The 25,935-nt window shown below is 72.2% G+C and carries 22 protein-coding genes and 2 pseudogenes; 12 read left to right on the plus strand and 12 right to left on the minus strand.

Annotated features, from left to right (window positions below; all coding sequences use genetic code 11):
* Positions 1-2 precede the first annotated feature (2 nt).
* Entirely contained in the window at positions 3-1,493 is a 1,491-nt protein-coding gene (locus ACFY7E_RS11980; RefSeq protein ID WP_389484192.1) for a SulP family inorganic anion transporter, read from the plus strand.
* A 213-nt stretch (positions 1,494-1,706) separates the two neighbouring features.
* Positions 1,707-2,981: an APC family permease gene (locus ACFY7E_RS11985; RefSeq protein ID WP_389483551.1), complete on the plus strand. Its 1,275-nt coding sequence runs from the start codon at positions 1,707-1,709 to the stop codon at positions 2,979-2,981.
* Between the two features lie 39 nt (positions 2,982-3,020).
* On the opposite strand, the gene ACFY7E_RS11990 is transcribed toward ACFY7E_RS11985, so the two are convergent.
* Positions 3,021-3,122, minus strand: coding sequence for a hypothetical protein (locus ACFY7E_RS11990; protein WP_389484194.1), 102 nt, complete (start codon positions 3,120-3,122; stop codon positions 3,021-3,023).
* 450 nt (positions 3,123-3,572) lie between these two features.
* Between ACFY7E_RS11990 and ACFY7E_RS11995 the strand changes: the two are divergent.
* The 6 genes and pseudogenes from ACFY7E_RS11995 (at position 3,573) to ACFY7E_RS12020 (ending at position 7,573) form a co-directional block, all read left to right on the plus strand.
* A pseudogene (locus tag ACFY7E_RS11995) lies at positions 3,573-4,366 on the plus strand (sensor histidine kinase).
* Positions 4,363-4,836: pseudogene (locus ACFY7E_RS12000) on the plus strand (response regulator transcription factor). The pseudogenes ACFY7E_RS11995 and ACFY7E_RS12000 overlap by 4 nt, the downstream one beginning before the upstream one ends.
* Positions 4,837-5,324: 488 nt before the next feature.
* Positions 5,325-5,675, plus strand: coding sequence for a hypothetical protein (locus ACFY7E_RS12005; RefSeq protein ID WP_389483553.1), 351 nt, complete (start codon positions 5,325-5,327; stop codon positions 5,673-5,675).
* A 746-nt stretch (positions 5,676-6,421) separates the two neighbouring features.
* Positions 6,422-6,820, plus strand: a complete 399-nt coding sequence (locus ACFY7E_RS12010) for a molybdopterin-binding protein (RefSeq protein ID WP_389483555.1) — start codon at positions 6,422-6,424, stop codon at positions 6,818-6,820.
* 176 nt (positions 6,821-6,996) lie between these two features.
* On the plus strand, positions 6,997-7,383 hold the full coding sequence (locus ACFY7E_RS12015) for a molybdopterin-binding protein (protein WP_389483558.1): 387 nt from the start codon (positions 6,997-6,999) through the stop codon (positions 7,381-7,383).
* Between the two features lie 31 nt (positions 7,384-7,414).
* Complete coding sequence (locus tag ACFY7E_RS12020) at positions 7,415-7,573, plus strand: pyridoxine 5'-phosphate oxidase C-terminal domain-containing protein (protein ID WP_389483561.1); 159 nt, start codon at positions 7,415-7,417, stop codon at positions 7,571-7,573.
* A 15-nt stretch (positions 7,574-7,588) separates the two neighbouring features.
* Here ACFY7E_RS12020 and ACFY7E_RS12025 read toward each other — a convergent pair whose 3' ends face one another.
* The 7 genes from ACFY7E_RS12025 to ACFY7E_RS12055 form a co-directional block, all read right to left on the minus strand.
* Entirely contained in the window at positions 7,589-8,812 is a 1,224-nt protein-coding gene (locus tag ACFY7E_RS12025; RefSeq protein WP_389483564.1) for a molybdopterin molybdotransferase MoeA, read from the minus strand.
* Positions 8,813-8,975: 163 nt separating this feature from the next.
* Entirely contained in the window at positions 8,976-9,395 is a 420-nt protein-coding gene (locus ACFY7E_RS12030) for a molybdopterin-binding protein (protein ID WP_389483567.1), read from the minus strand.
* Between the two features lie 490 nt (positions 9,396-9,885).
* Positions 9,886-10,098 (minus strand): hypothetical protein, encoded by a 213-nt coding sequence (locus tag ACFY7E_RS12035; RefSeq protein ID WP_389483570.1) that lies wholly within the window; start codon positions 10,096-10,098, stop codon positions 9,886-9,888.
* A 124-nt stretch (positions 10,099-10,222) separates the two neighbouring features.
* Positions 10,223-10,561, minus strand: coding sequence for an STAS domain-containing protein (locus tag ACFY7E_RS12040; protein WP_389483573.1), 339 nt, complete (start codon positions 10,559-10,561; stop codon positions 10,223-10,225).
* Entirely contained in the window at positions 10,558-11,862 is a 1,305-nt protein-coding gene (locus ACFY7E_RS12045; RefSeq protein ID WP_389484197.1) for a PP2C family protein-serine/threonine phosphatase, read from the minus strand. The genes ACFY7E_RS12040 and ACFY7E_RS12045 overlap by 4 nt, the downstream gene beginning before the upstream one ends.
* A complete protein-coding gene (locus ACFY7E_RS12050; RefSeq protein ID WP_389483576.1) occupies positions 11,862-12,665 on the minus strand; it encodes an alpha/beta fold hydrolase in 804 nt (267 codons plus the stop codon). Before ACFY7E_RS12050 ends, ACFY7E_RS12045 begins: the two co-directional genes overlap by 1 nt.
* Positions 12,666-12,948: 283 nt before the next feature.
* Entirely contained in the window at positions 12,949-13,374 is a 426-nt protein-coding gene (locus tag ACFY7E_RS12055; protein ID WP_389483579.1) for an STAS domain-containing protein, read from the minus strand.
* Between the two features lie 105 nt (positions 13,375-13,479).
* Here ACFY7E_RS12055 and ACFY7E_RS12060 point away from each other — a divergent pair, with 105 nt between their 5' ends.
* Both ACFY7E_RS12060 and ACFY7E_RS12065 read left to right on the plus strand, forming a co-directional pair.
* Positions 13,480-13,845, plus strand: coding sequence for a helix-turn-helix transcriptional regulator (locus tag ACFY7E_RS12060; protein ID WP_389483581.1), 366 nt, complete (start codon positions 13,480-13,482; stop codon positions 13,843-13,845).
* A gap of 307 nt (positions 13,846-14,152) precedes the next feature.
* Positions 14,153-16,066, plus strand: a complete 1,914-nt coding sequence (locus tag ACFY7E_RS12065; protein ID WP_389483583.1) for an NAD-binding lipoprotein — start codon at positions 14,153-14,155, stop codon at positions 16,064-16,066.
* A gap of 66 nt (positions 16,067-16,132) precedes the next feature.
* Here the strand turns inward: ACFY7E_RS12065 and ACFY7E_RS12070 are convergent, their stop codons facing one another.
* A complete protein-coding gene (locus ACFY7E_RS12070) occupies positions 16,133-18,085 on the minus strand; it encodes a flavin monoamine oxidase family protein (protein WP_389484200.1) in 1,953 nt (650 codons plus the stop codon).
* Between the two features lie 776 nt (positions 18,086-18,861).
* The gene (locus tag ACFY7E_RS12075) at positions 18,862-19,326 is read right to left on the minus strand and encodes a DUF4383 domain-containing protein (RefSeq protein ID WP_389483585.1); all 465 of its coding nucleotides are present in this window, start codon (positions 19,324-19,326) and stop codon (positions 18,862-18,864) included.
* Positions 19,327-19,924: 598 nt separating this feature from the next.
* Between ACFY7E_RS12075 and ACFY7E_RS12080 the strand changes: the two genes are divergently transcribed.
* Together ACFY7E_RS12080 and ACFY7E_RS12085 are read left to right on the plus strand one after the other, a co-directional pair.
* Positions 19,925-21,121 (plus strand): PP2C family protein-serine/threonine phosphatase, encoded by a 1,197-nt coding sequence (locus ACFY7E_RS12080; RefSeq protein WP_389483588.1) that lies wholly within the window; start codon positions 19,925-19,927, stop codon positions 21,119-21,121.
* Between the two features lie 321 nt (positions 21,122-21,442).
* On the plus strand, positions 21,443-21,706 hold the full coding sequence (locus ACFY7E_RS12085) for a DUF5709 domain-containing protein (RefSeq protein ID WP_389483590.1): 264 nt from the start codon (positions 21,443-21,445) through the stop codon (positions 21,704-21,706).
* A 225-nt stretch (positions 21,707-21,931) separates the two neighbouring features.
* Here the strand turns inward: ACFY7E_RS12085 and ACFY7E_RS12090 are convergent, their stop codons facing one another.
* A complete protein-coding gene (locus tag ACFY7E_RS12090; protein WP_389483592.1) occupies positions 21,932-24,697 on the minus strand; it encodes an AAA family ATPase in 2,766 nt (921 codons plus the stop codon).
* Between the two features lie 309 nt (positions 24,698-25,006).
* A complete protein-coding gene (locus tag ACFY7E_RS12095) occupies positions 25,007-25,906 on the minus strand; it encodes an alpha/beta hydrolase (protein ID WP_389483594.1) in 900 nt (299 codons plus the stop codon).
* Between the last annotated feature and the right edge of the window lie 29 nt (positions 25,907-25,935).

A 25,935-nucleotide genomic window follows, 5' to 3' on the forward strand; every position in this document is an offset into this window, starting at 1 on the left:
CTGTGACCCCCGCCGCGCGGCTGCGCGGCCTCAAGCCCGACTGGCTGAACGACCCGAAGGTCTGGCGCACCGAGATCCTGGCCGGTCTGGTCGTCGCCCTGGCGCTGATCCCCGAGGCGATCTCGTTCTCGATCATCGCCGGGGTCGACCCGGCCATCGGCCTGTTCGCCTCCTTCACCATGGCCGTGGTCATCTCCGTCGTCGGCGGCCGCCGCGCGATGATCTCCGCCGCCACCGGCGCCGTCGCCCTCGTCATCGCGCCGCTCAACCGCGAGCACGGCCCGGGCCACCTGATCGCCGCCGTCATCCTGGCCGGCGTCTTCCAGGTGGCCCTGGGCGCGGTCGGCGTGGCGAAGCTGATGCGGTTCATCCCGCGCAGCGTGATGGTCGGCTTCGTCAACGCGCTGGCCATCCTGATCTTCATGACCCAGATCCCCGAGGTGCGCGACGTCCCGTGGGCCGTCTACCCGCTGGTCGCCGGCGGGCTGGCGCTGCTGGTGTTCTTCCCGAGGATCACCACCGTGGTCCCCGCCCCGCTGGTCTCCATCGTCGTCCTGGCCGTCATCACCGTCGCCGCCGGAATCGCGGTGCCCACCGTCGGCGACAAGGGCGCCCTGCCGTCCTCCCTGCCGGTACCGGGCCTGCCGGACGTGCCGTTCACCCTCGACACCCTGACGACGATCGCGCCGTACGCCTTCGCGATGGCGCTCGTCGGCCTGATGGAGTCGCTGATGACCGCCAAGCTCGTCGACGACATCACCGACACCCACTCGAACAAGACCCGCGAGTCCATCGGCCAGGGCGTCGCCAACATCGTCACCGGCTTCTTCGGCGGCATGGGCGGCTGTGCCATGATCGGCCAGACGATGATCAACGTGAAGGTCTCCGGCGCCCGCACCCGGCTGTCCACGTTCCTCGCGGGCGCGTTCCTGATGGTGCTGTGCGTCGTCTTCGGCCCGGTCGTCTCCGACGTCCCCATGGCCGCCCTCGTCGCCGTCATGGTCATGGTGTCGTTCGCGACCTTCGACTGGCACTCCGTCGCCCCGAAGACCCTCAGGCGGATGCCCGCCGGTGAGATCGGCGTCATGATCGTCACCGTCGCCGCGGTCGTCGCCACCCACAACCTCGCCATCGGCGTCGTCGTCGGCTCCGTCACCGCCATGGTCGTCTTCGCCAGGCGCGTCGCCCACCTCGCCGAGGTCACCCGGCTCGTCGCCCCGAACGGCGCGAGCGTCCGGTACACCGTCACCGGCGAGCTGTTCTTCGCCTCCTCCAACGACCTCGTCGGCCAGTTCGACTACGCAGCCGACCCCGACGAGATCGTCGTCGACCTGTCCGCCGCCCACATCTGGGACGCCTCCTCCGTCGCCGCCCTCGACGCGATCGAGACCAAGTACGGGCAGCGCGGCAAGACGGTGGAGATCACCGGCCTGAACGACCTCAGCGCCGACCTCCACGGCAGGCTCACCGGCGAACTCGCCGGCGGCCACTGACCCCCGGCACCCCGCACGCACGGCGAGGACACCCGGATTCCCGCCGGCCCGGACGCCGGGGGACCGACCGCACCGGACGCCCGCCACAGGCGCCCGGAACGGCCCGCGCGAGGGCGTCGCCGGCCCCGGGAACGCGCGGCAGCGGCTCGTATACCGTCTGCCGGTGTCAGAGCCCGTGAAGCACGCGGCCTCGTATCGCTGGGGAGTGCGCCCATGGACAAGTCACCGGCCGCCGGAAGCGCCCCGGAGGCGTTGCGGCGGACGCTCGGCGTGCCCGACGCCGTCGTGATCGGTCTGGGGTCGATGATCGGCGCCGGGATCTTCGCCTCCCTGGCCCCGGCCGCCCGCGCGGCCGGCTCCGGGCTGCTGATCGGTCTCGCGCTCGCCGCCGTCGTCGCCTACTGCAACGCGACCTCCTCCGCCCGGCTCGCCGCCCGCTACCCGGCATCCGGCGGCACCTACGTCTACGGCCGCGAACGGCTCGGCGAGTTCTGGGGCCACCTGGCCGGCTGGGCGTTCGTCGTCGGCAAGACGGCCTCCTGCGCGGCGATGGCGCTCACGGTCGGCTCGTACGTGTGGCCCGGCCAGGCGCACGCGGTCGCGGTCGCCGCCGTGGTGGCGCTCACGGCGGTGAACTACGCCGGTGTGCAGAGGTCCGCCCTGCTGACCCGCGCGATCGTGGCCCTCGTCCTGGCGGTCCTCGCCGCCGTGGTGGTCGCCTCCCTCACCTCCGGCGCGGCGGACGCGGCCCGGCTGGACGTCGGCTCCGACGCGACCTTCGGCGGGGTGCTCCAGGCGGCGGGGCTGCTGTTCTTCGCCTTCGCCGGGTACGCGCGCATCGCCACCCTCGGCGAGGAGGTCCGCGACCCGGCCCGTACGATCCCGCGGGCGATCCCGATCGCGCTGGGCATCGCCCTGGTCGTCTACGTCCTCGTCGCGGTCTCGGTCCTGACGGTGCTGGGCCCGGACGGGCTGGCCGGGGCGACCGCGCCGCTGGCGGACGCCGCGCGGGCCGCGGGCGCCGACTGGCTCGTCCCGCTCGTCCGCGTCGGCGCGGCCGTCGCCGCGCTCGGCTCCCTGCTCGCCCTGATCCTCGGGGTCTCCCGCACCACGCTGGCCATGGCCCGCGACCGGCACCTGCCGCACGCCCTGGCCGCGGTGCACCCGAGGTTCCGGGTGCCGCACCGCGCCGAACTCGCCGTCGGGGCCGTGGTGGCGGTGGTCGCGGCGACGGCCGACGTACGCGGGGCGATCGGATTCTCCTCCTTCGGCGTCCTCGTGTACTACGCCGTCGCCAACGCCTCCGCGTGGACCCTCACCGTGGCCGAGGGCCGACCGGCGCGGATCGTCCCCGTCGTCGGACTGGCCGGCTGCCTCGTCCTGGCCTTCGCGCTCCCGGCGTCCTCGGTGGTCGGGGGCGCCGCGGTCCTGGCCCTCGGGGCCGCCGTGTACGGGGTACGGCGCGCGGTGGCCGCCCGCACGCCGTGACCCGGTGACGGCCGACCGGTCATGCGACCGGCCGGTCGGTCATGCGGCCGGTCGGTCATACGACTGTCGGCCGGCCCGCCGGTGCCGGTTCGTCGCACGGCGGCCGAGGAGTACGGAGCCCAGCCCCAGCGGGACGGCCACGACGGCGCCGACGAGTCCGTTGCCGGTACCGTTCCCGTTCCCGTTCCCGCTGCCGCTGCCGCTGCCGCTGCCGCTGCCGTTCCCGGCCCGGACTCGGGCCAGCCAGCCGATGACCAACCTCAACCCCCCGGCTGCGAGGGCCAGGTTGGCCCCGTCCGCCCGTCGCCGATGATCCCGCCCTCGGCGGCCGCCATCAGCACCGCTGAAACGCCCATGCCACTCTCCTTCCGCTTTCCCCGCCGTCGCCGAACGCGGGGTTCGATATGCCCCGAGCATGCGGGCCGTCCCTCCGGCCCGTCGTCCGGCGGGCGCGGACACTTCCCGCTGCCGCCGCCGCGGACTCCGCATACCGCGAACGCGGCAGACGGCCCGGCTATATCGCGCCCGTGTAGCCGGCCGCTCGTCCGTGAGCCGGATCCGCCCGCCGCCGCACCCGGCTACGGTGCCCCCATGGACAAACGACGGTTCGCTGCCCCGGCCGTGGTCGTCGACCGGGTGACCGCCGTGGGCGTGGCGACGCTGCTGCCGGGCACCGGGCTGCCCGGGCCGCACCCGACCGGGACCCGCGAACTCCTCGGCTCCGCGCTGCTGGTGGCCGGGGGCCTGGCACTGGCCGCCTCCGCGGGCCTGTCGGCTGTCCTCCACGACGGTTCCGCGCGCGAGGCCGTGGCACAGGCCCGAAGCACCCTCGAGATCGCCTGGCTGATCGCCGTCCTCGCCACCGGGGAGGCGGTGCGACAGGCCGAGCGGCGGGCGGACGAGGCCGAGCGCACCCGGGAGGAAACCGCCCGGCACCGGGCGGACGGGGAACGGCTGCGCATCGCCCGGGAGTTGCACGACACGCTCACCCACCAGATCTCGGTCGTCAAGGTGCAGTCCGAGGTCGCCGTCCACGTGGTCCGGCGCCCGGGCGAGCAGGTGCCGGAGGTCCTGCTGGCGATCCAGGGGCCGGCCGGGAGGCGAGCCGGGAACCGCGCGCCACCCTCGAGGCGCTGCGCGACGACGACATGGCCCCGCCGCCCGGCCTGGACCGCATTCCACACCCGGTGGGGCGGTTCCGGACGACCGGCCTGGAGACGATGCTGACGGCCGAGGGGCGTCCGCACCCCGCGCCGACGCCCGGCCTCGGACTGCTCGGCATGCGCGAACGCGTCACGGCCCTGGGCGGCCGCCTGCGCACCGGACCGCGCGACGCGGGCGGTTTCACCGTCCGGGCCGAACTCCCCGTGAACGGAGCCCCGTGATCCGGGTCCTGCCGGTCGACGACCAGCCGCTCGTCCGCAGCGGCTTCCGCGCGCTGCTCGACCTCGAAGACGACATCGAGGTGGTGGCGGAGGCCGCCGACGGCCGCGAGGCCCGGGAACTCGCCGGGCTGCACCTGCCCGACGTCGCGCTCGTCGACATCCACATGCCCGTCATGGACGGCATCGGAGCGACCCGCCGCATCGCCGCGGACCCGGCCCCGGTCGGCGTACACGTCGTCATGCTGACCAACTACGGCATGGACGAGCACGTCTTCGACGCGCTGCGCGCCGGCGCCGCCGGCTTCCTCGTCAAGGGCGTCCTCCGACGAGATCGCCGACCGCATGGTCATCAGCCCGTCGACCGCCAAGACCCCCATCAACCGGGCCATGGCCGAGCTCCACGCCCGCGACCGCGCCCAGCTCGTGGTCCTCCCCGCGAATCCGGCCTGGTGGTTCCGCGCACCCTCTGACGCCCGGGCGCCGCCACCGCCTGCCCCGCCGCCCCCCGGAAGAGGGACATCCGAACGCACTCCGGCTCCGAAGCAGTCCGCGACGACTCCGGCTCGCGGGTGTCCCACCGCGAGAGGGACCAGGAGAGGAGCCGCCCAGTGACGGGTGCCAGTACGGACAACGCGCCACCCGGTGCCTCCGGCGCCGGGGACCGCCTCGTCACCCGTGCGGCAGAGGGCGACGAAGAGGCCTTCGCCGCACGGGTCCGGCAGCACGCGCCGTCCCCGACACGGCGCGCCGCGCGTCTGCCACGTCGTGCGCCCGGAGCTGCGCCCGGGACGGCGGTCGAAGTCCGGCCGGAGACCCACGCGCCGGCGGACCGGCACCTTCCCGGCGCCGCCCGCCGGATCCGCCGAGCGGTCCATGAGACGGCCGACCGTGAACGCGGCGTGCCCGTCACACTCCTCGACGACATCACACCGGCCGGCATCCAGGAGGAAAAGCCCCGATGATCCAGCGCATCGACCGCTCCGCGCTCACCGAGGAGCTCACCCGCACCATCCTGGAGGTTCCCGGGGTGGCCTTCCCGAGGCCGCGCCTCACGAACCTCCTGGGGGCCGCGCCGACCGCGTCCGGAACGGGCGGACGACCCGTCGGCACCTCCTCCGCCGGGGTGCGCGTCCGCGGGGGCGACGGCGGCCCCTGGCACGTCGAGGTCCGCCTCGTCGCCCTCCACGCCGACCGCACCCTGGACGTCGCCCGCGCCGCGCGCCACGCGGTGGAGGAACGCCTCGACGCACTCCTGTCCGGGAGCACGCCCCGGGCCGACGTGAGCGTCACCGTCACCGGCGGGATCTGAGGCGTGGGAGCGCCGCAGTGTCCATGGGTGCGGCGGACCGGGAAGCCCGCCGGGAGTTCAGAGCGCGCGAGCCCTTCCAGGAGGGCGGCGTACGCGGCCCTCCGGTCACCGGCGGGCGCGTGCGGCCGGACTCCCCGGAACGCACCGTCGCGACCTTCACGCCGAACACCTCGGCGACCTGTCCTTCGGACAGACCGCACGAGCCTTCCAGCGGGTGCAGGGCCCGCAACTCCACGTGTCCACCCGGTTCCACGTCGTCATCGTGCGTTCTGGCTGTCAGCCCATGCCCGTGCCGTTCGCTGTCGGGCCCGTCGGCGCCCGGGCGGCCACCCGAACCGGCCCGTGGCGCGCTGGAGCGGGCCCTGGGCACGAGGAATGGTCGACCGGCGCGAAGGGGGAGCCCTGAGCACGCGGCCGAACCTGACGGCGTCCGTCTGCGCGGCGTCACCGGTTGATCATCCAGCGCTCGGCCGACAGCGGCCGCCCACCCTGGTCGGCCGTACGAGGACCGGACATGCGGCGATGACCGTGGAGCGTTCAGGTTCGGGAGCCTGTCCCACGCAGCCACGCAGCCACGCAGCCACGCAGCCACGCAGCCACGCAGCCGGGCCGCGGATGTGGACGCCGCCGGGCGGGAGACGCCGACAGCGGTGGTGCCCGTGGCTCGGGCCAGGTCATCGTGGAGGGCCGCATGCACCGGTAACTCACGGTGAAGCGGAGACGCGGGTGTGGCCTACAGTGCCGGTGTGGCGTCGTACAGCATTGGGCAGGCCGCTCGGCTGCTCGGAGTGAGTTCGGAGACCGTCCGTCGGTGGGCGGACGGCGGCAAGCTGAGCATGGAGCGCGACGGCTCCGGTCGGCGGGTGATCGACGGTTCGGCCCTGGCCCGTTTCGCCCGGGAGCGGGGGACCGGGCTGCACGCCGTTCCCGAGGACGCCGTGGCGACCTCGGTGCGGAACTCCTTCGTGGGGATCGTGACCGGGGTACGGGTCGACGACGTGGCCGCGCAGGTGGAGGTGCAGGCGGGGCCGCACCGGTTGGTGTCCCTGGTGACCCGTGAGGCCGTCGAGGAACTCGCGCTCGACATCGGGGTCATGGTGACGGCCCGGGTGAAGTCGACCAGCGTACACATCGACTTGTCTTGAGCCACTCCCGGCCGGGAGCCGGATGGGACGGCACCGCATCGCGGGGTCTCTTCCGCTCGGGTGACGAGGTCATCAGGAAACGATCTTGTCGATTCCTCCGAAAGATCTCGCATCCGCGATGGAGAGTCCCACAGCTTTGTTGCAGGTGAGATCAGAAGCTGCCTACGGTGTCGCATATGCAGTCCTACACCATCGGACAGGCCGCGCGTCTGTTGGGCGTCAGCCCGGACACCGCGCGCCGCTGGGCGGATGCGGGCCGGGTCGCCACCCGCCGCGACGAGGGCGGGCGCCGCGTCATCGACGGGAAGTCGCTCGCGGCGTTCTCCGTGGAGATCGCGCACGACGACGAGGACGCGTCGTACACGTCGGCGCGCAACGCGTTCCCGGGCATCGTCACGGCGATCAAGCTCGGCGACGTCGCGGCCCAGGTCGAGATCCAGGCGGGGCCGCACCGGCTCGTCTCCCTCCTGACCCGGGAGGCCGTGGAGGAGCTGGGACTGGAAGTCGGCATGCAGGCCACCGCCCGCGTGAAGTCGACCAGCGTGCACATCGACCGCACCTGACCACCGCGCCCTGCGGGAGAGCCTGGCCCGGGTGGAGGCCGCCCCGGGCCTCGTCGATCCCGCCTGGACGCTGTACACCGTCGTCCCGGACACGGTGGAGTTCTGGCAGGCGGCCCTGAGCCGCGTCCACGTCCGCCTCCGGTACGAACGGGAGCCCGGTGGCTGGCAGCGGCGACAACTCTGGTCCTGAACCCCGCCCGCGGTCTCACACGCGGGGCAGCAGCACCGGTGTGGGACTCCCGTCCGTCCAGTCGGGACCGATCGCGGCCAGGGCGTCCCCGACGGCGGCACCGCGCAGGAACGCGGCGCGGTGCCCCGCGGCGATCCGGCATCCGTCGTCGGACCAGGAGACGGGTACCAGGCAGGTGCGGCCGGGTGCGACCTCGGCCCTGCCGTGCACGGGGACACGGGGAAGGCGGGGGAGCGCGCGGCCGGACAGGCCGGCGAGGAGGGGACCGAGGAGGGTCCGGGCCGCGACCAGAGCCGCGTACGGGTTGCCCGGCAGCCCCACCACCCAACGGTGTGAGGGGAGTTCGGCGAGCAGCATGGGATGCCCGGGCCGGCAGGCGACCGTGTCGACGATCATCCGGGCCCCACCGTCCGCGAGGAGGTGCCGCAGTTGGTCGGTGGTGCCGACCGAGGTGGAGCCGGTGACCAGGAGGACGTCGGCCTCGCCGTGCGCGTCGATCTCACGGGCCAGACCGCCGTACGGATGGTCGGGCACGTGGCGCACCGCCGTCGTCCCACCGCCGAGTTCGGCGACGAGGGAGGGAAGCAGAGGGCCGAGCGCGTCGCGGACCCGGCCGGGGCCCGGGACGCCCGAGCGGTCCAGTTCGTCGCCGGTGACCAGTACGGCGACGCGGGGCCGGGGCCGCACCGGCACGGTGTCGTGGCCCGCGGCGGCGGCCAGTCCCACGAGCGCCGGTCCGACACGCGTTCCGGCCGGGGCCAGGCAGTCGCCGGCTGCCGCGTCCTCGCCGGTACGCCGGATGTGGCCGCCCTCCGAAGGAGCGGCGCCGAACACCTGGCCGCCGGCGCTCGTGGCGACTTCGAGGGGCACGACCGCGTACGCGCCGGGCGGGACGAGGGCGCCCGTGGAGATGCGGACGCACTCGCCGGGACCGAGGACCCCCTGCCACGCCGTACCCGCACGCGCTGTTCCGCGGATGCTCCACGGCGGGGGGCCGGACACGGCGTACCCGTCCATGGCCGCGGTGTCGAAGGCCGGGTGGGGGCTGAGGGCGAGGAGGTCGCCGGCGAGGGTGAGCCCTGCCGCGTCGCGGACGGGCACGCGATACGGGAGAGCGGGGCGCGCGGCGCGGTGCGCGCGCGAGCGGGCCTCCTCCCACGCGACTGCTCGCTGACGCGACGGTGTTTCCGCGCGGGGCGGCGGCGGTGCGGTCACTGGGGAAGCGGTCGGGGAAGGCATGGCCTTCACGATCCGCCGCCGGTGTTTCGTCCTGCGGCCGGCCTCGTGTCTCCGGCGCGCCGATCGCCTCACGGGCCGAGCGCGTCGACGGTGAGTCCTGCCTTCCCCGGACTCGCGAGGATCGTGTTCCGCGCGGGAGCACGATCCTCGCCGGAAGAGCCGATCAGACGGCGGAGAGGGAGATCTCCGTGGCCTTGATCAGCGCCACGACGGAGGCACCGGCGGCCAGGCCGAGGTCCTCGACGGCGTCCTTGGTGATCGCGGCGGTCAGCTCGCCGCCCTCGACGGAGATCCTGACCGAGCCCATGGCGGCACCGGTCGCGACCTCCGTGACGGAGCCCGCGAGCTGATTGCGGATGGACAGGCCCTCGACCGGGCCGGTCGCCAGGGCGACCTCGGTGGACTTCACCAGCGCCTTGACGGCGGTGCCCTCGGCCAGACCCAGGTCCTTCACGGCGTCCGCGGTGATCGCGGCGGTGATGCCCTGGCCGCCGGCCAGGCGCACCTTCACCGAGGCCATGGCCTCGCCGGTGGTGACGGCGGTGACGGTGCCGGGGAGCTGGTTACGGATGGACAGGGTCATGGAACACGCCTCACAGAGCCGGAAAGCGCAGATGTCACTTCTGTGACCTGCTTCGTCTTCTTCGACGCTACCTGAACGAGAAATCCGCGAGACGAACCACGTCTCATTCACCAGCCGAACAGGCCCATTGAGCTTGCTCGTTCAATAAACGAGTGAAAACCGTGCCTCCTTCCGACGCCCCTGCTCCGACCTGCTGACATCTCATCTCACTGACCCTCTTCACGGCTCGATGGGTGGGCTTCCGCGAGGCAACTGCCGTTATTCGAACCCGCTGTTGCTTTCAGCTGCAAGTCACTGCCCGTAAAGCTCGTCGCGACTGCGAGGAATGGACGTCAATCGTGCAGTGGGGATCGGGCGATGGACCCGTCGGGACCCACACCACCGGGAACGGCGAACACCGCCGACGGCTGGATCACCGCTCACCGATGTGATCAAGTGCGTCCGGACACCGTGACCCCGGGACTGGGACGCCTTGTGGGCAGGGTCCTGGTCAGGAGCCGAGGGGACGCCATCCGTCCTGTGCGTCCGTCCACGTGCCGAGCATTCCCGTGGCCAGGTCGAGGTGGGCGCCGTACGTCATCGTGTGCAGGGCGGACCCGGTGACCGGGACGTACCGGGCCGACTCGTCGCCCGTGGGAGAGAGCGGTTGTTCTCCGAGTTCGACCGGGCCGGCGCCCCGCACGTCGTGCGGTCCGCACGGCATGCCGTGAAGTCCGCCCCCGAACCGACACGGTCCGGCGTCGGAGACCCGGCGGGTGGAACGACCGGAGGGACCGCTCGGCGTGCTCGCTGTTCGGGTGCCGCCGGACGTGTGCCGCGACCGCGGATCAGGGCCGGGTGGCGGCTTCGCGGTCGGGAAGGAGAGGGAAGATCCGGTCGAGACCGGTGGTGTTCATGAGGCGGAGGGTGTGGTCGGGGACGGCGGCGAGCGCGATCTCGGCCCGGACGGCGTGCGCGTGGTTGCGGGCGACGATCAGGGCGGTGAGGCCGCTGGAGTCGCAGAACTCCAGGCCGGCCAGGTCGATCACGAGGCGCTGTCCCGGTCGGAGGGGGACGGCGGCGATCAGGTCGCGCAGTTCGGGGGCGGTGTCGTAGTCGAGTGCGCCGAGGACCTCCAGGACGGGACCGGTCAGGGCGTCTTGAGTGGTGATCTCCAGTGCTCTCATGTCCTGTTCTTCGTCGCCGACCCGGGTGCCGGATGGGTGGGGACACCGAGGGCGAGCAGTGCGGTGTCGTCGTCCAGGCCGTCGCCGAAACCGTCCAGCAGGCCGGTCAGCGCCTTGACGACGGCGCCCGGGGGTTCTCCGGCGTGGTCGGCGGCGAAGGCGAGGAGCGCTTCGTCGCCGTAGAGGGTGGTGCGGTCTTCGCCGGTGCGGGCTTCGGTGAGGCCGTCGGTGTGGAGCAGGAGCGTGTCGCCGGGAGCCAGGGTGGTGGTGGCGACGGCGAAGGGCGCGGTGGGCAGGATGCCGACGAGGAGGCCCCCGGGAGTGGGGAGGTGGTCGGCGCGGCCGTCGGCACGCAGGACCAGGGCCGGGGGATGGCCGCCCGAGGCCAGGCGGACGTCCGCCCGTCCGGTCTCCTCGTCGGGTTCGACGACGCCGAAGACGACGGTGCAGTAGCGCGGGTCCCCGGCGGTGTAGCGCTCGTGGAGGACTTTGTTGAGGGTGGTCAGGACGGCGGTGGGATCGGGGTCGTGCAGGGCCGCGGCGCGCAGGGTGTAGCGGGTCAGCGAGGTGACCGCGGCCGCTTCGGGTCCCTTGCCGCACACGTCGCCGAGGAAGAAGGCCCAGCGTTTCCCGTCGAGGGGGAAGACGTCGTAGAAGTCGCCGCCCAGCCGGTCCGGGGAGGCGGTGCGGTAGTGGGCGGCCGTCTCCAGGCCGGGGATCGCGGGCAGGGCGTCGGGCAGCAGTGACTGCTGGAGGACGGCGAGGGCGTCCTGAAGCCGGGCACGATCGGCCTCTGCCTGCCGACGGGCTTGTTCGGCGGCCTTCCGGGCCAGCAGGAGCTCTTCCTCGTAGGCGCGGCGGTCGCGGGCGTCGAAGACGGTGGTGCGGATGAGCAGGGGGTCGCCGCCGTCGCCGTGTTTGACGACGGAGGAGACCAGCACCGGCACCCGCCCGCCGTCGGCCCGCTTCATCTCCAGGGCGATGCCGCCGATCTCCCCCCGCATCCTGAGCAGGGGCGCGAAGTGCGTCTCGTGGTAGAGCCTGCCGCCCACGGTGAGCAGGTCGGTGAACCGCATCCGGCCCACCACCGCCCCCCGTTCCAGGCCGAGCCAGTCCAACAGGGTGGCGTTGACCTTCGCGACGGTGCCGTCCATCAAGGTGGACAGGTATCCGCAGGGGGCGTTCTCGTACAACTCCTCGACGCTGTCCTCCAGCAGCGCGGCGAACGCCGCGGTCGATCCTTCCTCGCCGTTCTCGTGGTCCGCGTCGTGCGGGCCGGACTCCTGTCCGGTGCGGCACATCATCGCAGGCCCGCCAGGAAGCCGGTGATCGCCTCGTTGGTGGCCTCGGGCGCGGACAGGTGGGGGCAGTGTCCGGTGGCGTCGAGGGCGACCAGGGTCGAGCCGGGGATCGCCCGGTGGACGAAGGCGCCGACCTCCCGGGGCGCGATGACGTCCCGGGAGCACTCCAGGACCAGGGTCGGCACCGTCACCTTCTTCAGGTCGTCGCGCGAGTCCGAAAGGAACGTGGTCCGGGCGAAGACGCGTGCCATGTCCGGGTCCGTGGTGCAGAAGCTGTCCGTCAGCTCCTCGCCGAGTTCGGGCCGCTCCGGATTGCCCATGATCACCGGCGCCATCGCCGACGACCAGCCGAGGTAGTTCGACTCGAGGGACGCGAGCAGCTCGTCGATGTCCTCGCGGCTGAATCCGCCCCGGTACCCCTCGTCGTCGACGTACCGCGGGGACGGCGCGACCATCACCAGCGCGCCGATGCGCTCCGGCGCCGCGTCCGCCGCGAGCACGCCGGTCATCGCGCTGACCGAATGGCCCACGAACACCGCGTCGCGCAGGTCGAGCGCCTCGCACACCTCCACCACGTCACGGGCGTAGCCCTCCAGGGAGGAGTAGCGGCTCTCGGAGAACGCGGACGGGTCCGAACGTCCCGAACCCACGTAGTCGAACAGGACGACCCGGTGGTCCCTCGCCAGGGCGGGCACGGTCAGCCGCCACATGTTCTGGTCGCAACCGAACCCGTGGGCCAGCACCACCGTCCGTCCGCGCGGGTTCCCGGTGACGGTGACGTTGTTCCTGCGTTCGATGTCCATGTCCCCACCCTCTCAGGCGGCGTCCGATTCCCCCGCACCGCCGTGGAACCCCCACAACTCCCCGCACCACTTCCATGACTCCCGCGCACCCCGGGTCGCCGTCCCGGCCGGAAAGCTCACCGTTCGGGGGCGGAACCGGACCACCGCCGTGATCTTCGATTCGACCCTCGGCCACGAGACCGGCGGAGGACCGGACCCGGCGGGGGCGACGAGGAGAGCCTGACACGACGCAGCCGCGGGACCGCGGCGTCCTCCGCCGGGCCTGCCCTCCGGGCAGACGGCGCTACGTTCGACACGCGTCCTGGCGGGCGGCGTCCTCCACTGTCGGCCGCACCGTCAGGACGGTGTCGACCCCGGTGATCTCCAGGAGCCGCTTCACCTGCGGTGTCGGGCCGGCCAGGCGCAGGTCGGTCGTCCGGTGGGTGAGGATCAGCAGGTTCAGGAAGGACGAGTCCGCGAACGTGACGCCTGAGACGTCCAGAACCACCTTCCGGTACTCCTCCGCCGCTGTGCCCAGGGCTGTGGCCAGGGGGGCGACGGTCTGCATGTCGTAGGAGCCGCGCGCGACGACGACCCCGGCGCCGTGTGCCTCGTACCGCGTCGCCGCGGCTTGATCCGGGAGTCGTTCGCCGGGCTGCCCGGTCGCTTCCCGCCCGTCGTCGGCGGCACCGGCCGCGCGTCTCGTCGTGACGGCCCCGTCCGGAGACATCGTCGGCCCCTTCCCGTGGTTCCCGCGCAGAGTCATGCCACCTGTTACGCGAAAAGTATGTCATGCATTAGGTGTCCGGCAATGACGGTCCCTAGAATGCCGTACATGATTGGAGTGCCCGAGTCCCACAGAGGCTGGACGTTCGTCACCAACCACGCGCGCGTACTGGCGGCCATCGCCGACGATCCGAACGCCCGGATCCGCGACATCGCCGCCCACTGCCGGCTCACGGAGCGCGCCGTCCAGCGGATCATCTCCGACCTCGAACAGGACGGTTACCTCTCCCACACCCGTGACGGGCGCACCAACACGTACCGCATCGAATCGGACAAGGTGCTCCGCCACCCCGCCGAGGCGGGCCTGACCGTGGCCTCCCTGCTCTCCCTGCTCGTCCAGGACGAGGCGCACCGTACCGGAGTGACGGAGGAGGCGCGGTCGCCGCAACCGGCCGAAGCCCCTCGCGCCGGCTAGAGGGAGACCGGAAGCCGGCCGCGGCCCACCGGGCTTCAGCCCGTCCGTTGTCTCCACGCCGCTCCGGAGGAGTGGGTTGCGGTCTTCCGGGCCTCAAGAGGGGCTTCCCTCGGGTCACCCGTGGACTCCGGCCGACTTCGCGGCGCCCCGGGTGTCTTCCGGACTTTCCGCGGTTGCTCTGCCCCGGGTTCATACCTCTGAGTGAGAGAAACCGGCTTCGGATCGAGGACCGTCGTGTGATCCCTAGGGTGGGCGCGTGGGCGGCCGGTAGCCGCCCGGTCGGCACGTTCCATCTCCAGGAGTTCGCGTGGCGCAGCAGCGCACAACCCTCCACCAGCGCCTTCGGTACCGGTTCGACAACCTGGTGGCGGGAGGGACCACCGTGCTCATCGGGTGGCTGGCGTCGGCCTGTCTGGCTGTGGTGGTCCCGGCGAGCATGGTCCTGGTCTGGGCCGACCGGAAGGCTCCGACCACCCTGTCCGGCCGGCTCCAGGCGGTGTGGGTCAGCGTCGGCCAGACGCTCAAGATCGGTGGGGCGGTCGGCTCTCCCGTCTACGTGCTGGCGTCCGTGTCGCTCGCCCTGGTGGCCCTGCTGTTCGTGTCGACGCTGGTCAGCCTGATCACCACGGGCATCGACCGGCGCATCAGGTCGCTCCGCCTCGGGCACTCCACCGTCCTGGAAACCGGACACACCGTCGTCCTGGGCTGGTCCGACCAGATCTTCCCCGTCATCAGAGAGCTGGTCTGCGCCAACGCCAACCGGCGACGGGCGTCCGTCGCCGTCCTCGCCCCCAAGGACAAGGTGGAGATGGAGCAGGGGATCACCACCCGCGTCACGGACCTCGGCACGACCCGGGTCATCTGCCGCACCGGCCACACCACCGATCCCCCGGTCCTGTCCAGGGTCAGTCCGCAGACCGCCAAGTCCGTGCTCGTCCTGCCTCCCGACGGCGAGACCGGCGACGCACACGTGGTGAAGACGCTGCTCGCCCTCGGCGCGGCCGTCTCCGACAACGGGAAGGCGGTGGTGGTCGCCGCCGTCCGTGACGCCCGCAACCAGCTCACCGCCCGACTGGCCGCCGGTCCGCGCGGACACGTCCTGTGCGTCGACCACATCGTCGCCAGGCTTCTCGTCCAGACCGCGCTCCAGCCGGGCCTCTCACTCCTGTACCAGGAACTGCTGGACTTCGAGGGTGACGAGTTCTACACCACTGCCGCCGGGAATCTGGCCGGACGCACTTTCGGAGAGGCCCTGCTGGCGTTCACCACGTCGTCCGTAGTGGGCCTGTTACGGGCGGACGGCGCCGTCGTCCTCAATCCCGGACCCGGTTCGACGATCCAGGCGGACGACCGGGTCATCGTCATCACCCGGGACGACGACACGGCCGTACCGGGCGACGCCTCCTCCTGTGTGGACGAGGACGCCATCGTCCCCGCCGCCCCCGGGAGGCCCGCCGCCGAACGTCTTCTCCTGCTCGGCTGGAACCGGCGGGCACCCCTCATCGTGGAACAGCTCGACCAGTACGTGAACTCCGGAACCGTCCTGGACGTCGTGGCGCGGGGCGACGACGCCACCATGCGCGAGGCCCTCCGGGCCGCTCCGGCGAGGGACCACCTCGAAGTCACCTTCCGGAGTGGGGACATCACCGATCCGCAGGTACTGGCCGGACTGGACGTGCCGTTCTACGACGGCGTGATCGTCATCGGTGACACGGGCCTGCCCGCGCACCAGGGGCGGGTCATGGAGACGGAATCGGAGACGGACGACCGCACGCTGGTCACGCTGCTGCACCTGAGGGCGATCGGGGACGCCGCGTCCCGGGAACTCGCCCTCACCACGGAGATCTCCGACGACGGCAACCGGCTGCTCGCGCCCGCCCGGGCCGGTGCCGATTTCATCGTGAGCGGCAGGCTGATCAGCCTCCTCATGACACAGATCTCGGAGAGCGACTACCTCGCCGCGGTCTTCGAGGAGCTGCTCACCGCCGAGGGGAGCGAGTTCCACCTGAGACCGATCGGGGACTACGTCCGGCTCGACCGGGAGGTCGCCTTCGCCACCGCCGTCGAGTCGGCGCGTCGGCGTGGGGAATGCGCCGTCGGATACCGGCAGCGCGCGTCGGCCGGCACGGGCCCCGACTACGGCATGCGGGTCAATCCCGACAAGGGGCGCCCGGTCCGGTTCGTCCAGGGCGACTGGCTGATCGTGCTCGCCGAAAGCTGACCCCGGTCGGCCGGTGCGGCCCGTGCGACGTGGAACCGGGCACGCCGTGCCCGGTTCCACGGCCGCTCATCGTGCCGAGTGGACCTCCAGCGCGGTGCGTACCGCGGATTCGACCGCTCCCTCGATCCACGCGGGCTTGACGGAGGTGTGGCACCCGGCGAAGTGCAGGTTCCCCTCGGCCCGGCGGACATGGGGGAAGAGCTCGGTGTGCTGGCCGGGCAGCAGCACGGACGCCTCGCCGTAGGCGTAGGGGTCGCGCATCCAGGACTGGGTGCGTCCGACGCCGGTGTAGAAGACCTCGATCCGTTGCCCGAACACGTCCTGGACCCCGGCGAGGGCGCGCGGGTAGCGCTCCTCGTCGTCGAACGAGTCCCACTTCAGGGCGTCGTCGGACCAGCTGTAGGAGGCGAGGAGCACCCCGCCCGGGCTGCCCTCGACGGGGTGGGAGGGCTGGAACACGAAGCGGTTGGGGTTGTCGGTGGCCGAGCCGCCGCCGATGACCCCGGCCGCCTCGGGCTGGTCGCGGGAGACCAGGCGCGTGGCGGCGTAGTGGACGCGCTGGGAGTCGGAGACGTGCCCCCGGGGGACGGAGGGGTGCGCGCCGAGCAGGCTGCCGTCCGCGGGCGTCTGCCCGAGCTGGTACTTCCGGTACAGACCGGGCCGCACCGCTTCCAGCTCCCGTTTCCAGTCGGCTTCGTCGAACTCCCACCAGCGGCGGCTGAACTCCAGCAGCACCTTGGTGGCGGCGTCGTAGTGGAGTTCGGTGACCGCGCGTCGCTTGCCGTAGGAAAGGGCGGGGACGACCGGGATGTGGCGCAGTCCGGAGAAGGGGACGGTGATGATCGCGGCGTCCCCGGTGAAGGTCTCGCGCTGTACGGGGCCGGGGCCGCGGCCCTCGGAGACGGTGTCGATGGTGACCCCGCCGTCGCCGTGCTCGATCCGTGTGGCGCGGCGGTCCAGCCGCACGAGGTCCTCGACCCGCTCGTAGAGGGCGTCGACCAGAGTGGCGGTACCGCCGGGCAGCTCGAAGAAGGCGGTGTCGGGACTGATGAGCGAAGCCCCGATGAAGCTGTGCACGAAGGCGAGGTGGAGACGGGAGGTGAGGTTCTCGACGGTGCCGATCAGGTCGATGGTCCGCTCGTCGAGTCCCGCCTCCTCCGTCAGGTACCGGAACATGGACATGTGGCCGTAACGCTGGATGACGCGGGCCCAGCCCTCGACGAGTTCCCTGTCCTTCTTGCCCTCGATCTCCTCGCGCACGGGCGCGAAGGCGTTGCGCACGATCTGTGCGGCGGGGACGGACTCGTAGGCCGTCGGGACGCCGAAGGAACGGTTGACGGCCTGCGGGCCACGTGCGTAGTCGGCACGGCGGACGCGGACGCCGTTGACGAAGATCCAGGTGCGGTACGCGGGGCGGCCGGCCGCGTCGACGTCGACGAGGTGGAAGGGACGGCGCTCGAGGCCGAGGTCCTCCATCAGGCCGGTGACGAGCGGGTGACTGCCGGGGATGCGCATGGCGCCGGCCTCGGCGTACTGCTTCGGGTCGGCGAAGGGCGCGGCGGCCTTCTCGTGGCCTCCGGTGCGGAAGGTCTTGATCCGGCCGCCCACCCGGTTGCCATTGGCCTCGATGACGGTGACCCGGTGCCCGGCCTGCCGCAGCAGATGGGCGGCGATGAGCCCGGCGGGCCCGGCGCCGACGATCAACACCTTGCGGCCGGGGCGGACCGCCGTCCCACGGGGCCGGGGCAGACCGGTCCTCAGGAGGATGTCGGCGTAGCGCGGCACGAGGGGCAGGTCGTCGTCGTCCCGCACCAGGACGGCCCGGGCGACGGTCAGGCAGGTGTCCCAGTCGGAGGGGGAGGCCGGTCGGGCGGGTGCCCGCGAGGCTTCGGCGCCGGTCGCGGTGACCGCGAGTGCGCCGGCTCCCGCGGCCGCGCCGGCGATGACGGTACGGCGGGAAGGCCGACGGGCGGGCTCGGCCCCGTCGGCGGGGTCGGGGTCGGAGAGCGAGTTGGTGATCACGGGGCAACTCTCGCGGTCCCGTTCCGCTCCGATGCCCAAAAGCCGTGGGGGAGGGCAACTATCACCCGGACGTGCGGTACGGACGGGCCGTGGCTGACGAACGGGGTTCGTACAGCCCGGGACGACGGAACGGTCGTGGTGCTCGGCGAGAACCCCGGAGCCCTTTCCGGCCTCGAGTCCGTGCTGGTCGGGGGCGCGAGACGTGCCGACTGCCCGCCGAGCGGACTTCCGGCGACGACGGGTCCCGCAGGTCGCGCGGTCACGTCCCGCGAGACGTGTGGGGGACGAGGCGGCTCCCGACGGGACGGGACGGCGCAGACGAGCCGGGAGTTCGTTGCCGCGGTCATCGGGAGCGGGGCGCGCACCCGTACCTCCGGATCTCGCCGAAGCGGTCCGGCGGGCGGAGCGGGGGCCGCTCTCGTACGCGCCCGCGGGCATCCGGTTGACCACGACCACCAGCCGACCGGTTCCGGTCCGGCCGGTGCCGACGCGTCCGGACGACGGTGGTGCCCGGGAAGGTGCCCGGGAAGAGCACGCGGGACGATCGTTTCGCTTCCGCCTCCGACCGTCCCGACGACCGCGGGGCCGGACAGGGGTGTTCCTGTCCGGCCCCGCGGCCCGTGTCCGTCCTTCGCCGGGAACCCGTCCTCGGGGGAAGGGGAGCCGTGCGAACCGCGGACCATGGGGCAGGAAGTCGTTCGTCGTCTCCCGTCGTCGGTCGCACGGGAAGCGGAACGGGATGCCGCCCGGCGCGTGCACACGGGCGGAGTCGGCTACCTGGCCGGTCGGGCGTGGCCGGCGGCGGTGTTGCGGCCGAGGAGGAAGCCGAGGGCGATCATGCCGATGCCGAGGAAGAAGTGCAGCCAGTTGTCGGCCGTGTTGACGGGGACGAAGTTGGCGGCGCTGTCGTGGTCGACGAGCATGCCGTACAGCCACAGCACCAGGTAGACGGCGCCGCCGACGACGAGGTAGTTGCGGGCGGTGCCGACGCTGCGGGCCAGTGCGAGGCCCGCGACGCCGAAGAGGAGGTGGACGATGTTGTGCAGGACGGACACCTGGAAGACGCCCAGGAGCTTGGCCTCGGAGTGGTGGGCGGCGAACTCCATGGTGTCGTAGTGCGTGGTGACGCCCGGGACGAAGCCGAGGACGCCGACGAGGAGGAAGACCGCTCCGACAGCCAGGGCCGCCTTCTGGACGGGCGTTCTGGCGTTGCGGGAGGAAGGGGTGTGCGTCGTCACGGCATCTCTTTTCGTTCAGGAGCGAAGGCCGTCCCGGCTGCCCGGTCCGCCATGGCTTCCTGCGGGTGCCCCTGGTTGTGGCGAACATGCCGCAGTGACCCGTGCGAGTCCTTTCCGCCCCGACTGCGACCGGTGTCGCACCACCGTCGGGCGGGTCGCGGGCCGCCGGGTCCTCGAGGACGTCCACGACCGGAGGCGGCAGTCCGGCGAGGAAGTCCCGGTCTCGCCGTCCCGAGGGGCCCGTCCCGATCTCGGGCACGGCCGGCGGCCGAGGGCCGGACCCCGCCGTCCTCCCGGGACGCCGGAAGCGAGGCCGCCGAGCGCCGCTCTCCCGGCACCGGCCGGTACTGGTGCCCCTGATCGCCCTGCGTCAGGGTCGTACGAAGCTTGGGCTCCAGCGCCTCGTCCATGTCTCCGACCGTGCCACGAACCGGACGCGGGAGCCGCTCGCCCGACCGGCCCCGCTCCCTCCGGAGCCGGAAGCCCATGGTCCGGTGCCCGGTCCCGTCCGGCCCGGTCGGGAGGGCGGTGGGGGTGAGAACGGAGGGTTTTTCGGGGCAGAGAAACACGGAGGAACCAGGGACGCTGGGAGGCGGGCATGACTGACCGGATCGGTTTGGCCGAGGTGCTGGCCGCGGCGGAGAACGCCGCGCCGGTGGCCTCCCTGGACGTGGTGGCGCGTGATCTGCGGGAACGCTTCGACGCGCGTTACGCGTCCTTCCTGTTCGTCGACGTCGCAGGCCGCAAGGTGGTGCGGGTCACCGAGGAGATGTCCACGCGGCAGGAGCGCGACGCCGAACAGATTCCGCTGGACGGCAGCTTCTACGACGAGGTCCTGCGCTCGCAGAAGCTGCTGCGGATCGAAGACGACGGTGAGGGGCAGCGGATCCTCGCCCCGGTCACCAACCGGGGCGACACGATCGGTGTGCTGGAGCTGTTCCTGCCCGAGGCCACCGAAGAGGTACTGGAACAGGTGGAACAGGCCGCGCACGCACTGGCGTACATCATCGTCACCGACCGCCGTTTCACCGATCTGTACCACTGGGGGCAGCGCACCACCGCGGTCAGCCTCGGCGCCGAGATCCAGCGCCAGCTCCTGCCCTCCGCGCCCTCCATGGAGGCGGCCGAATTCTCCCTCGCCTGCGCCCTGGCCCCCGCCGACACCGTCTCCGGCGACACCTACGACTACACCCTCGACCACGACGTCCTGCACCTGTCGATCACCGACGCCATGGGTCACGACGTCGACGCCGCCCTCATCGCCACCCTCCTGGTCAACGCCTCCCGCGGCGCGCGCCGCGCCGGAGCGGATCTGGCCGAACAGGCCCGGCAGGCCCACCAGGCCATGCTCGACCACGGCCGGCGCGCGTTCGCCACCGGCCAGCTGCTGCGCATCGCCCTGGACGGCAGCGGCGCCCGGCTCGTCAACGCCGGTCACCTGTGGCCGCTGCGCCTGCGCGAGGACCGGGTCGAGGAAGTCCCCCTGGCAGTCAATCTGCCCTTCGGCGTCGTCGGACCCACCCCCTACCGGGTGCAGGACCTCGACCTGAGACCCGGCGACCGTCTCGTGCTCTACACCGACGGCGCCCAGGAACGCCGGACCGCGGGCGTCGACCTGCCCGGCCTGATCCGCGCCACTGCGGGCGAGCACCCCCGCGAGGTCGTCCGGGCCCTGACCGCCGCGGTCACCGACGCCGCGGGCGGCCACCTCCAGGACGACGCCACCGTCGTCTGCCTGGACTGGCACGGCCCCGGCGCCGGAAGACGGCACGCCCGCGCCGGCGCCGACACGTAGGTCTTCGTCCCCACCGGTCACGGTCACGGGACGACCGCTCCCGGAAGTGACCGGCAGAACGGAACGACCTCGGCGCGCATGGGCGCCTTCTTTCCCCCGGGCCTGTTGCGCCCGCGGTGGAGGTGGCGACGGGCGGGTGCCCGAGGCTGTTTCGTCCGATCCCCTACGGGCAGGCACCCGAAGGCACGATCGAGACAGGACGGCAGTGGGACGAACGAGCGGACACCGGACGCCGAGCGGCGGAACGACGACGGGCGCGCCCGGAGCGGCGAGGAGCCGGGAGCCCACTCCGGTTCGGAGCGCCGGGCCCAGGAGCGCGTCGTGCCCGGCAAGGCAAGCGCCCGAGAGGGTTACCAGCGGACCGGCACCCTTGACGGAGAACCCCTGACCGGCGTCGAGGCCGCGTCCGACACCGAGGTGGGCGCCGACCGCGCCGGGCGGCTGAGCGCGCCGGACGAGGGTCTCCGCACCGACACCACCAAGAAACCGGTCGCCCGGGACGAAGGCGTCGACGGAGGTAGGGCGAACGCCGAGGAAGCGGCCGTGCACATCATCGAGGACGAGGAAACGGCCCCGGGCGTCTGACCGGACGCCGACGCCCCGACGCCTGACCGCTCCGAACGGAGTTCCTCCGTGTCGTCCGCGCCGGTTCGGTCCCCTCGCGCGCTCCATCTCCGAGGAATGACGGGGCAGTTCGTCTGCTGGAGGCAGAGCAGTCGCACTCGTGTTTCCGGCCCGGAGTTCCTCGTGCGGCCCGGGTCCCGGCTCTACCCCTCCACTTTTTTGGTGGGGGACAGGAGAGTGATGGCGTCAGCGACTTCGGCGGAGGGCGTCGTCGAGACCCGCCCGCGATCTCACTCCGAGCTTCGGATAGATCCTGTAGAGGTGTCCGCCGACCGTGCGGGGGGACATCTGCAGGGCCGAGCCGATGTCCTTGTTCGTCCATCCTTTCGCCGCGAGCTCCGCGATCCGGCGTTGGTGGGCTGTCAGCGCGTTGGCTCCAGGTGCGCCCGACAGGTGGGTCGGGGTGGTGTGCCCCGCAGCTCGCAGTTCCTCGGTCACCCGGCGGGTCCAGGGCTCGGTGCCGAGGCGTGCGAACAGCGTTTGCGCGGCGAGTAGCTGTTCCACCGCCCCTTGATGGTCACGCCGTCGGCGGAGCCGGACGCCGTGCGCCAGCCTGATGCGGGCCAGTTCGAAGGGCCATCGCTCACTACCCGAAACGGCGTAGGCCTCGGCGCAGGCTTCGCCGAACTGTCGGTCATCGGCCACGAGTGCTTGCGCGGCAGCCAGGACGAACGCGTGGTACGGGGAAATGGTGCCGATCCCCGCCGCGCGGCCGGCCTGGACATGGAGCAGGGCATGATCGCGTCGACCGGTGTGGACCGCGGCCTCGACCAGGGTGAGAAAGGTGCGTTGGAACTGCACCGCATCCTGAGGAAAGGTGCCCGCGGGCGTGATCGAACTGGCGAGGGCGTAGGCAGACTCGAAGTCTCCTCGGCCGAGCGCGCTCCAGGCGCGTGCCCCGGTGATCTGGTGTCGCACGAAGCGAGGCGCGCGGCCGTCGGCCCAGGGGCCCAGGGAGCGTTCGACAGTGGTGAGTGCGTCCTCGTCGCAACGCCCGCCGTGGACCCACACCGCGAGTGTCTGGAAGGAGAGACTGTTGAGCAGGATGCCGTGCGTCTCCGACGACGCTCTGCCGCGTTCCGCGAGGGTCAGGCACTGGTCCCAGCGGCCACGGACGACGCCGTCGGAGATCCGGCACATGTCCATGAACGCCGAGGTGATGAAGGACGCCCGTTCGGAGATCCGACCCCACAACCCTTCGAATTCGCCGAAGGACTCGACGGCTACGGTGCTCCAGAGCAGGTGCCAGGCCACCTCGTCCTCGGTGCCGGACGGCAGCTGTTCGATCGTCCGGGTGAGGCGGTCGGCTCCGTGCAGGGCCGTGCGGGCCGGGTCGCGCCACAGGTCGGCGCAGAGGCGGGTGAGTTCCGAGGCCCTGTCGAGTTCGGCCGCGGCGCACTGCCAGAGCTCGGGCGCTCCAGCATAGGGGGCCAGGAAGGTGACCTGGAACAGGAGCCCTTCCCGGAGCTTTTCCGACCAGTGCTCATCAGGCAGGGTCGCCAGTGCTTCGAGGGCTCGCGGGTACAGCGCCAGAGGCGTCCGGAAGTCGCCGCTGAGGTTCTGCCGGACGTACGACAGAGTGTGGATGTGGAGGACCTCGTGGAGGGGATCCAGACCGTCCGGGTCGACACTGTCGATCAGTTCGGCCGCCAGGTCCATCAACCCTCCACGGGTGGCGGCGGCAGCGGCCTCGGTCCGTCGACGGTTGCGCTCCGCCGGATCGGTGCCCAGTTGTGCGGCGCGGGCCAGCATGGTGGCGGCTTCGGGATCGCCGCCGCGACGCATGGTGCGATGAGCGGCTTCATCGAGGGCGGAGGCGATGGCGTCGTCGGGCCCTGCCATCGACTCGGCCAGGTGGATGACGCGGTGGTGATCGTCCACCGGGAGGACACGGGCAATGGCGCCATGGGCGAGCATCACGTCCGCGGGCGCGGTGTTGTCGATCAACGCCTGGCGGATCAGAGGATGCCTGAACGTGAGTGCGCCCAGGGCGCCGTCCTCCTGAACCAGGCCGCTGGACAGCACCGTGTCCCAGTCCTGCGCGGTGATCTCCGCACCACAGTGCCGCGCGGCCGCCAGCACGACGGCACGTGATCGTGCGGCGGAGCCTGCCAGGGCCGTGACCAGCAGGATCTGGTGAGCGGCGGGGGTCAGCAGGCGCACCCGGTCGCCGAAGACGCGGTCCAGGCGTTCACTCAGCGGGACCGAGGACGGCCGGGGCGCCCCGCCGGCGCCGTAAAGTGTCGCGAGTTCCACCAGGGCCAGTGGATGGCCGGCCGCGTCCTCCACCACTCGTCGGCGGGTCCGTGGGGACAGTTCCGGGCAGCGTGCCCGCAGCACGCGGAAGGCGTCCGCCTCGGTCAGCGGGCCGAGACGCAGCACGTGGGCGCCGTCCGCCACGGAGTGGGCATGACCGGTGCGCGCGGCGCAGACGACGACGAGGCTCGACTGCCGTGCTCTGCGCAGGACGAACGACAGGACGCCGACGCTGGACGTGTCGATCCACTGCAGGTCGTCCACGAGGAGCAACAGGGGCCGCTCCTCCGCCACTGATGCGAGCAGGCCGAGTACGGAGGAGGAGAGGACCAGCGGGCTCGGCGGGTCGCCGTCCGTGATGCCCGCCACCTTTCGGAGGGCTTCACGCTGTACGGAGGGCAGCAGTCGCGCAAAGGGCATCAGGGGTTCGATCAGCTGGTACAGGCCGGCGAACGCGATCTGGGACTCCGCCTGGGTCCCTGTCGCCCGCAGCACCCGCATACCGCGTTCCGCGGCGAAGGCCGCGGCGCTGTCCAGGAGGGTGGTCTTCCCTATTCCGGCTTCGCCGCACAGCCACAGGGCCCGCCCTCCTTCCGGAGCCGAGACCATCGCCTCCCGCAGGGCCGCCCACAAGCCCTCCCGTCCCACCGGCCCGTCACCTGACGGGCTCGCTGGTTCCGTCGTGTGGTCGGACATCGCCTCGCAACTCCCCCGTCGGACATCGCGGGGGGCAGCGGGGCGCATACCCGCTTCCGTACTGGCCCCCTGCACCGGAACGCCATGATAGGGGGCGAATCTCCGCTGGTCAGAGGCTGTGCACAGAGAGGCAGGAGCTGTGCGGGCACAGGACAGAACCGCATGTCCGTACGGCGTGCCGCCCGCGTGCAGGAACGGCTGTGGCAAGAACCTGCCGTCACGACCGGCTCGCGGCGGCACTGCGGAATCGCCGCAGGCCGCCGCAGGCACGCACGGATCGTCCGGTTCCCGTGAGGGAGTGGGGGAGAGTCAGCCGGCTGGGGGAGTGTCCGCCGTGTCGGGTCCGGTGTGGCGCCGGACGAAGGCGAGGGCGGCGTCGGCCACCTCGCGCCATCCGCTGTCGATGGTCAGGGCATGACCCCGACCGGGCATCTCCACGATGTTCGTGACCGCTTCCTCGTTCCTCGCCTGTCTCTTGTAGGAGGCGTGGGCGATGGCCCACGGCACGGTGTGGTCCTTCTCGCCGGAGATCACGAGGAGCGGCCCCCGGTCGGGGTTCAGCGTGTCCACCCGAACCTCCGTCCACGGGTTGACGTTCGCCGCCGCGGCCTGGAAGAGGGGTTCGCCCGGGGCGGGGACGGCGAAGGTCTCGTACAGGTGCCGTGCCTCTTCCTCGCTGACGGCGTTGGCGAACGCGTATCGGAACTGTTCGTAGGTGAGAGGGACGGCGCGGTGGTAGTTGGCCGGGTTGCCCAGGACGACGCTCGCCGCCCGGAGGGAGGAGAGCGGCAGGGGGAGCACGCCTCGGAAGGGAGCCGGGTCGATGGCCACCGAGACCCGGGAGAGACCGCGGCCGGCGACGATCTGGGTGATCAGGCCGCCGAAGGAGTGCCCGATCACCACCGGTGTGCGGTCGAGTTTCCGGATGAGGCCGGAGAAGTGGTCGGCCACCTGACCGACGCTCTTGCCCGCGAAGACCTCGGGGTGGGCGTTGGCCTCGCCGACGGTCTCGGGGTCGTCGGGCCAGCCTGGCAGGACCGGTACGAACCCGGCCTCGTCGAACACGGCGGCCCAGCGCTCCCAGCTGGTGGGCAGCAGCCAGAGGCCGTGGACGAAGACGACCGGGACGCGGCCGTCGGCGTTCGCCCGTTCGACCTGTGCCAGGTCACGGGCGTAGGAGCTGTCGGAGGGAACGGAGGGAAGGGACACGGAACCGTCCTTGGAGGCGAAGGGGGCGG

This window comes from Streptomyces sp. NPDC012825, assembly GCF_042900925.1.
In the GTDB taxonomy this organism is placed as follows: Bacteria; Actinomycetota; Actinomycetes; order Streptomycetales; family Streptomycetaceae; genus Streptomyces.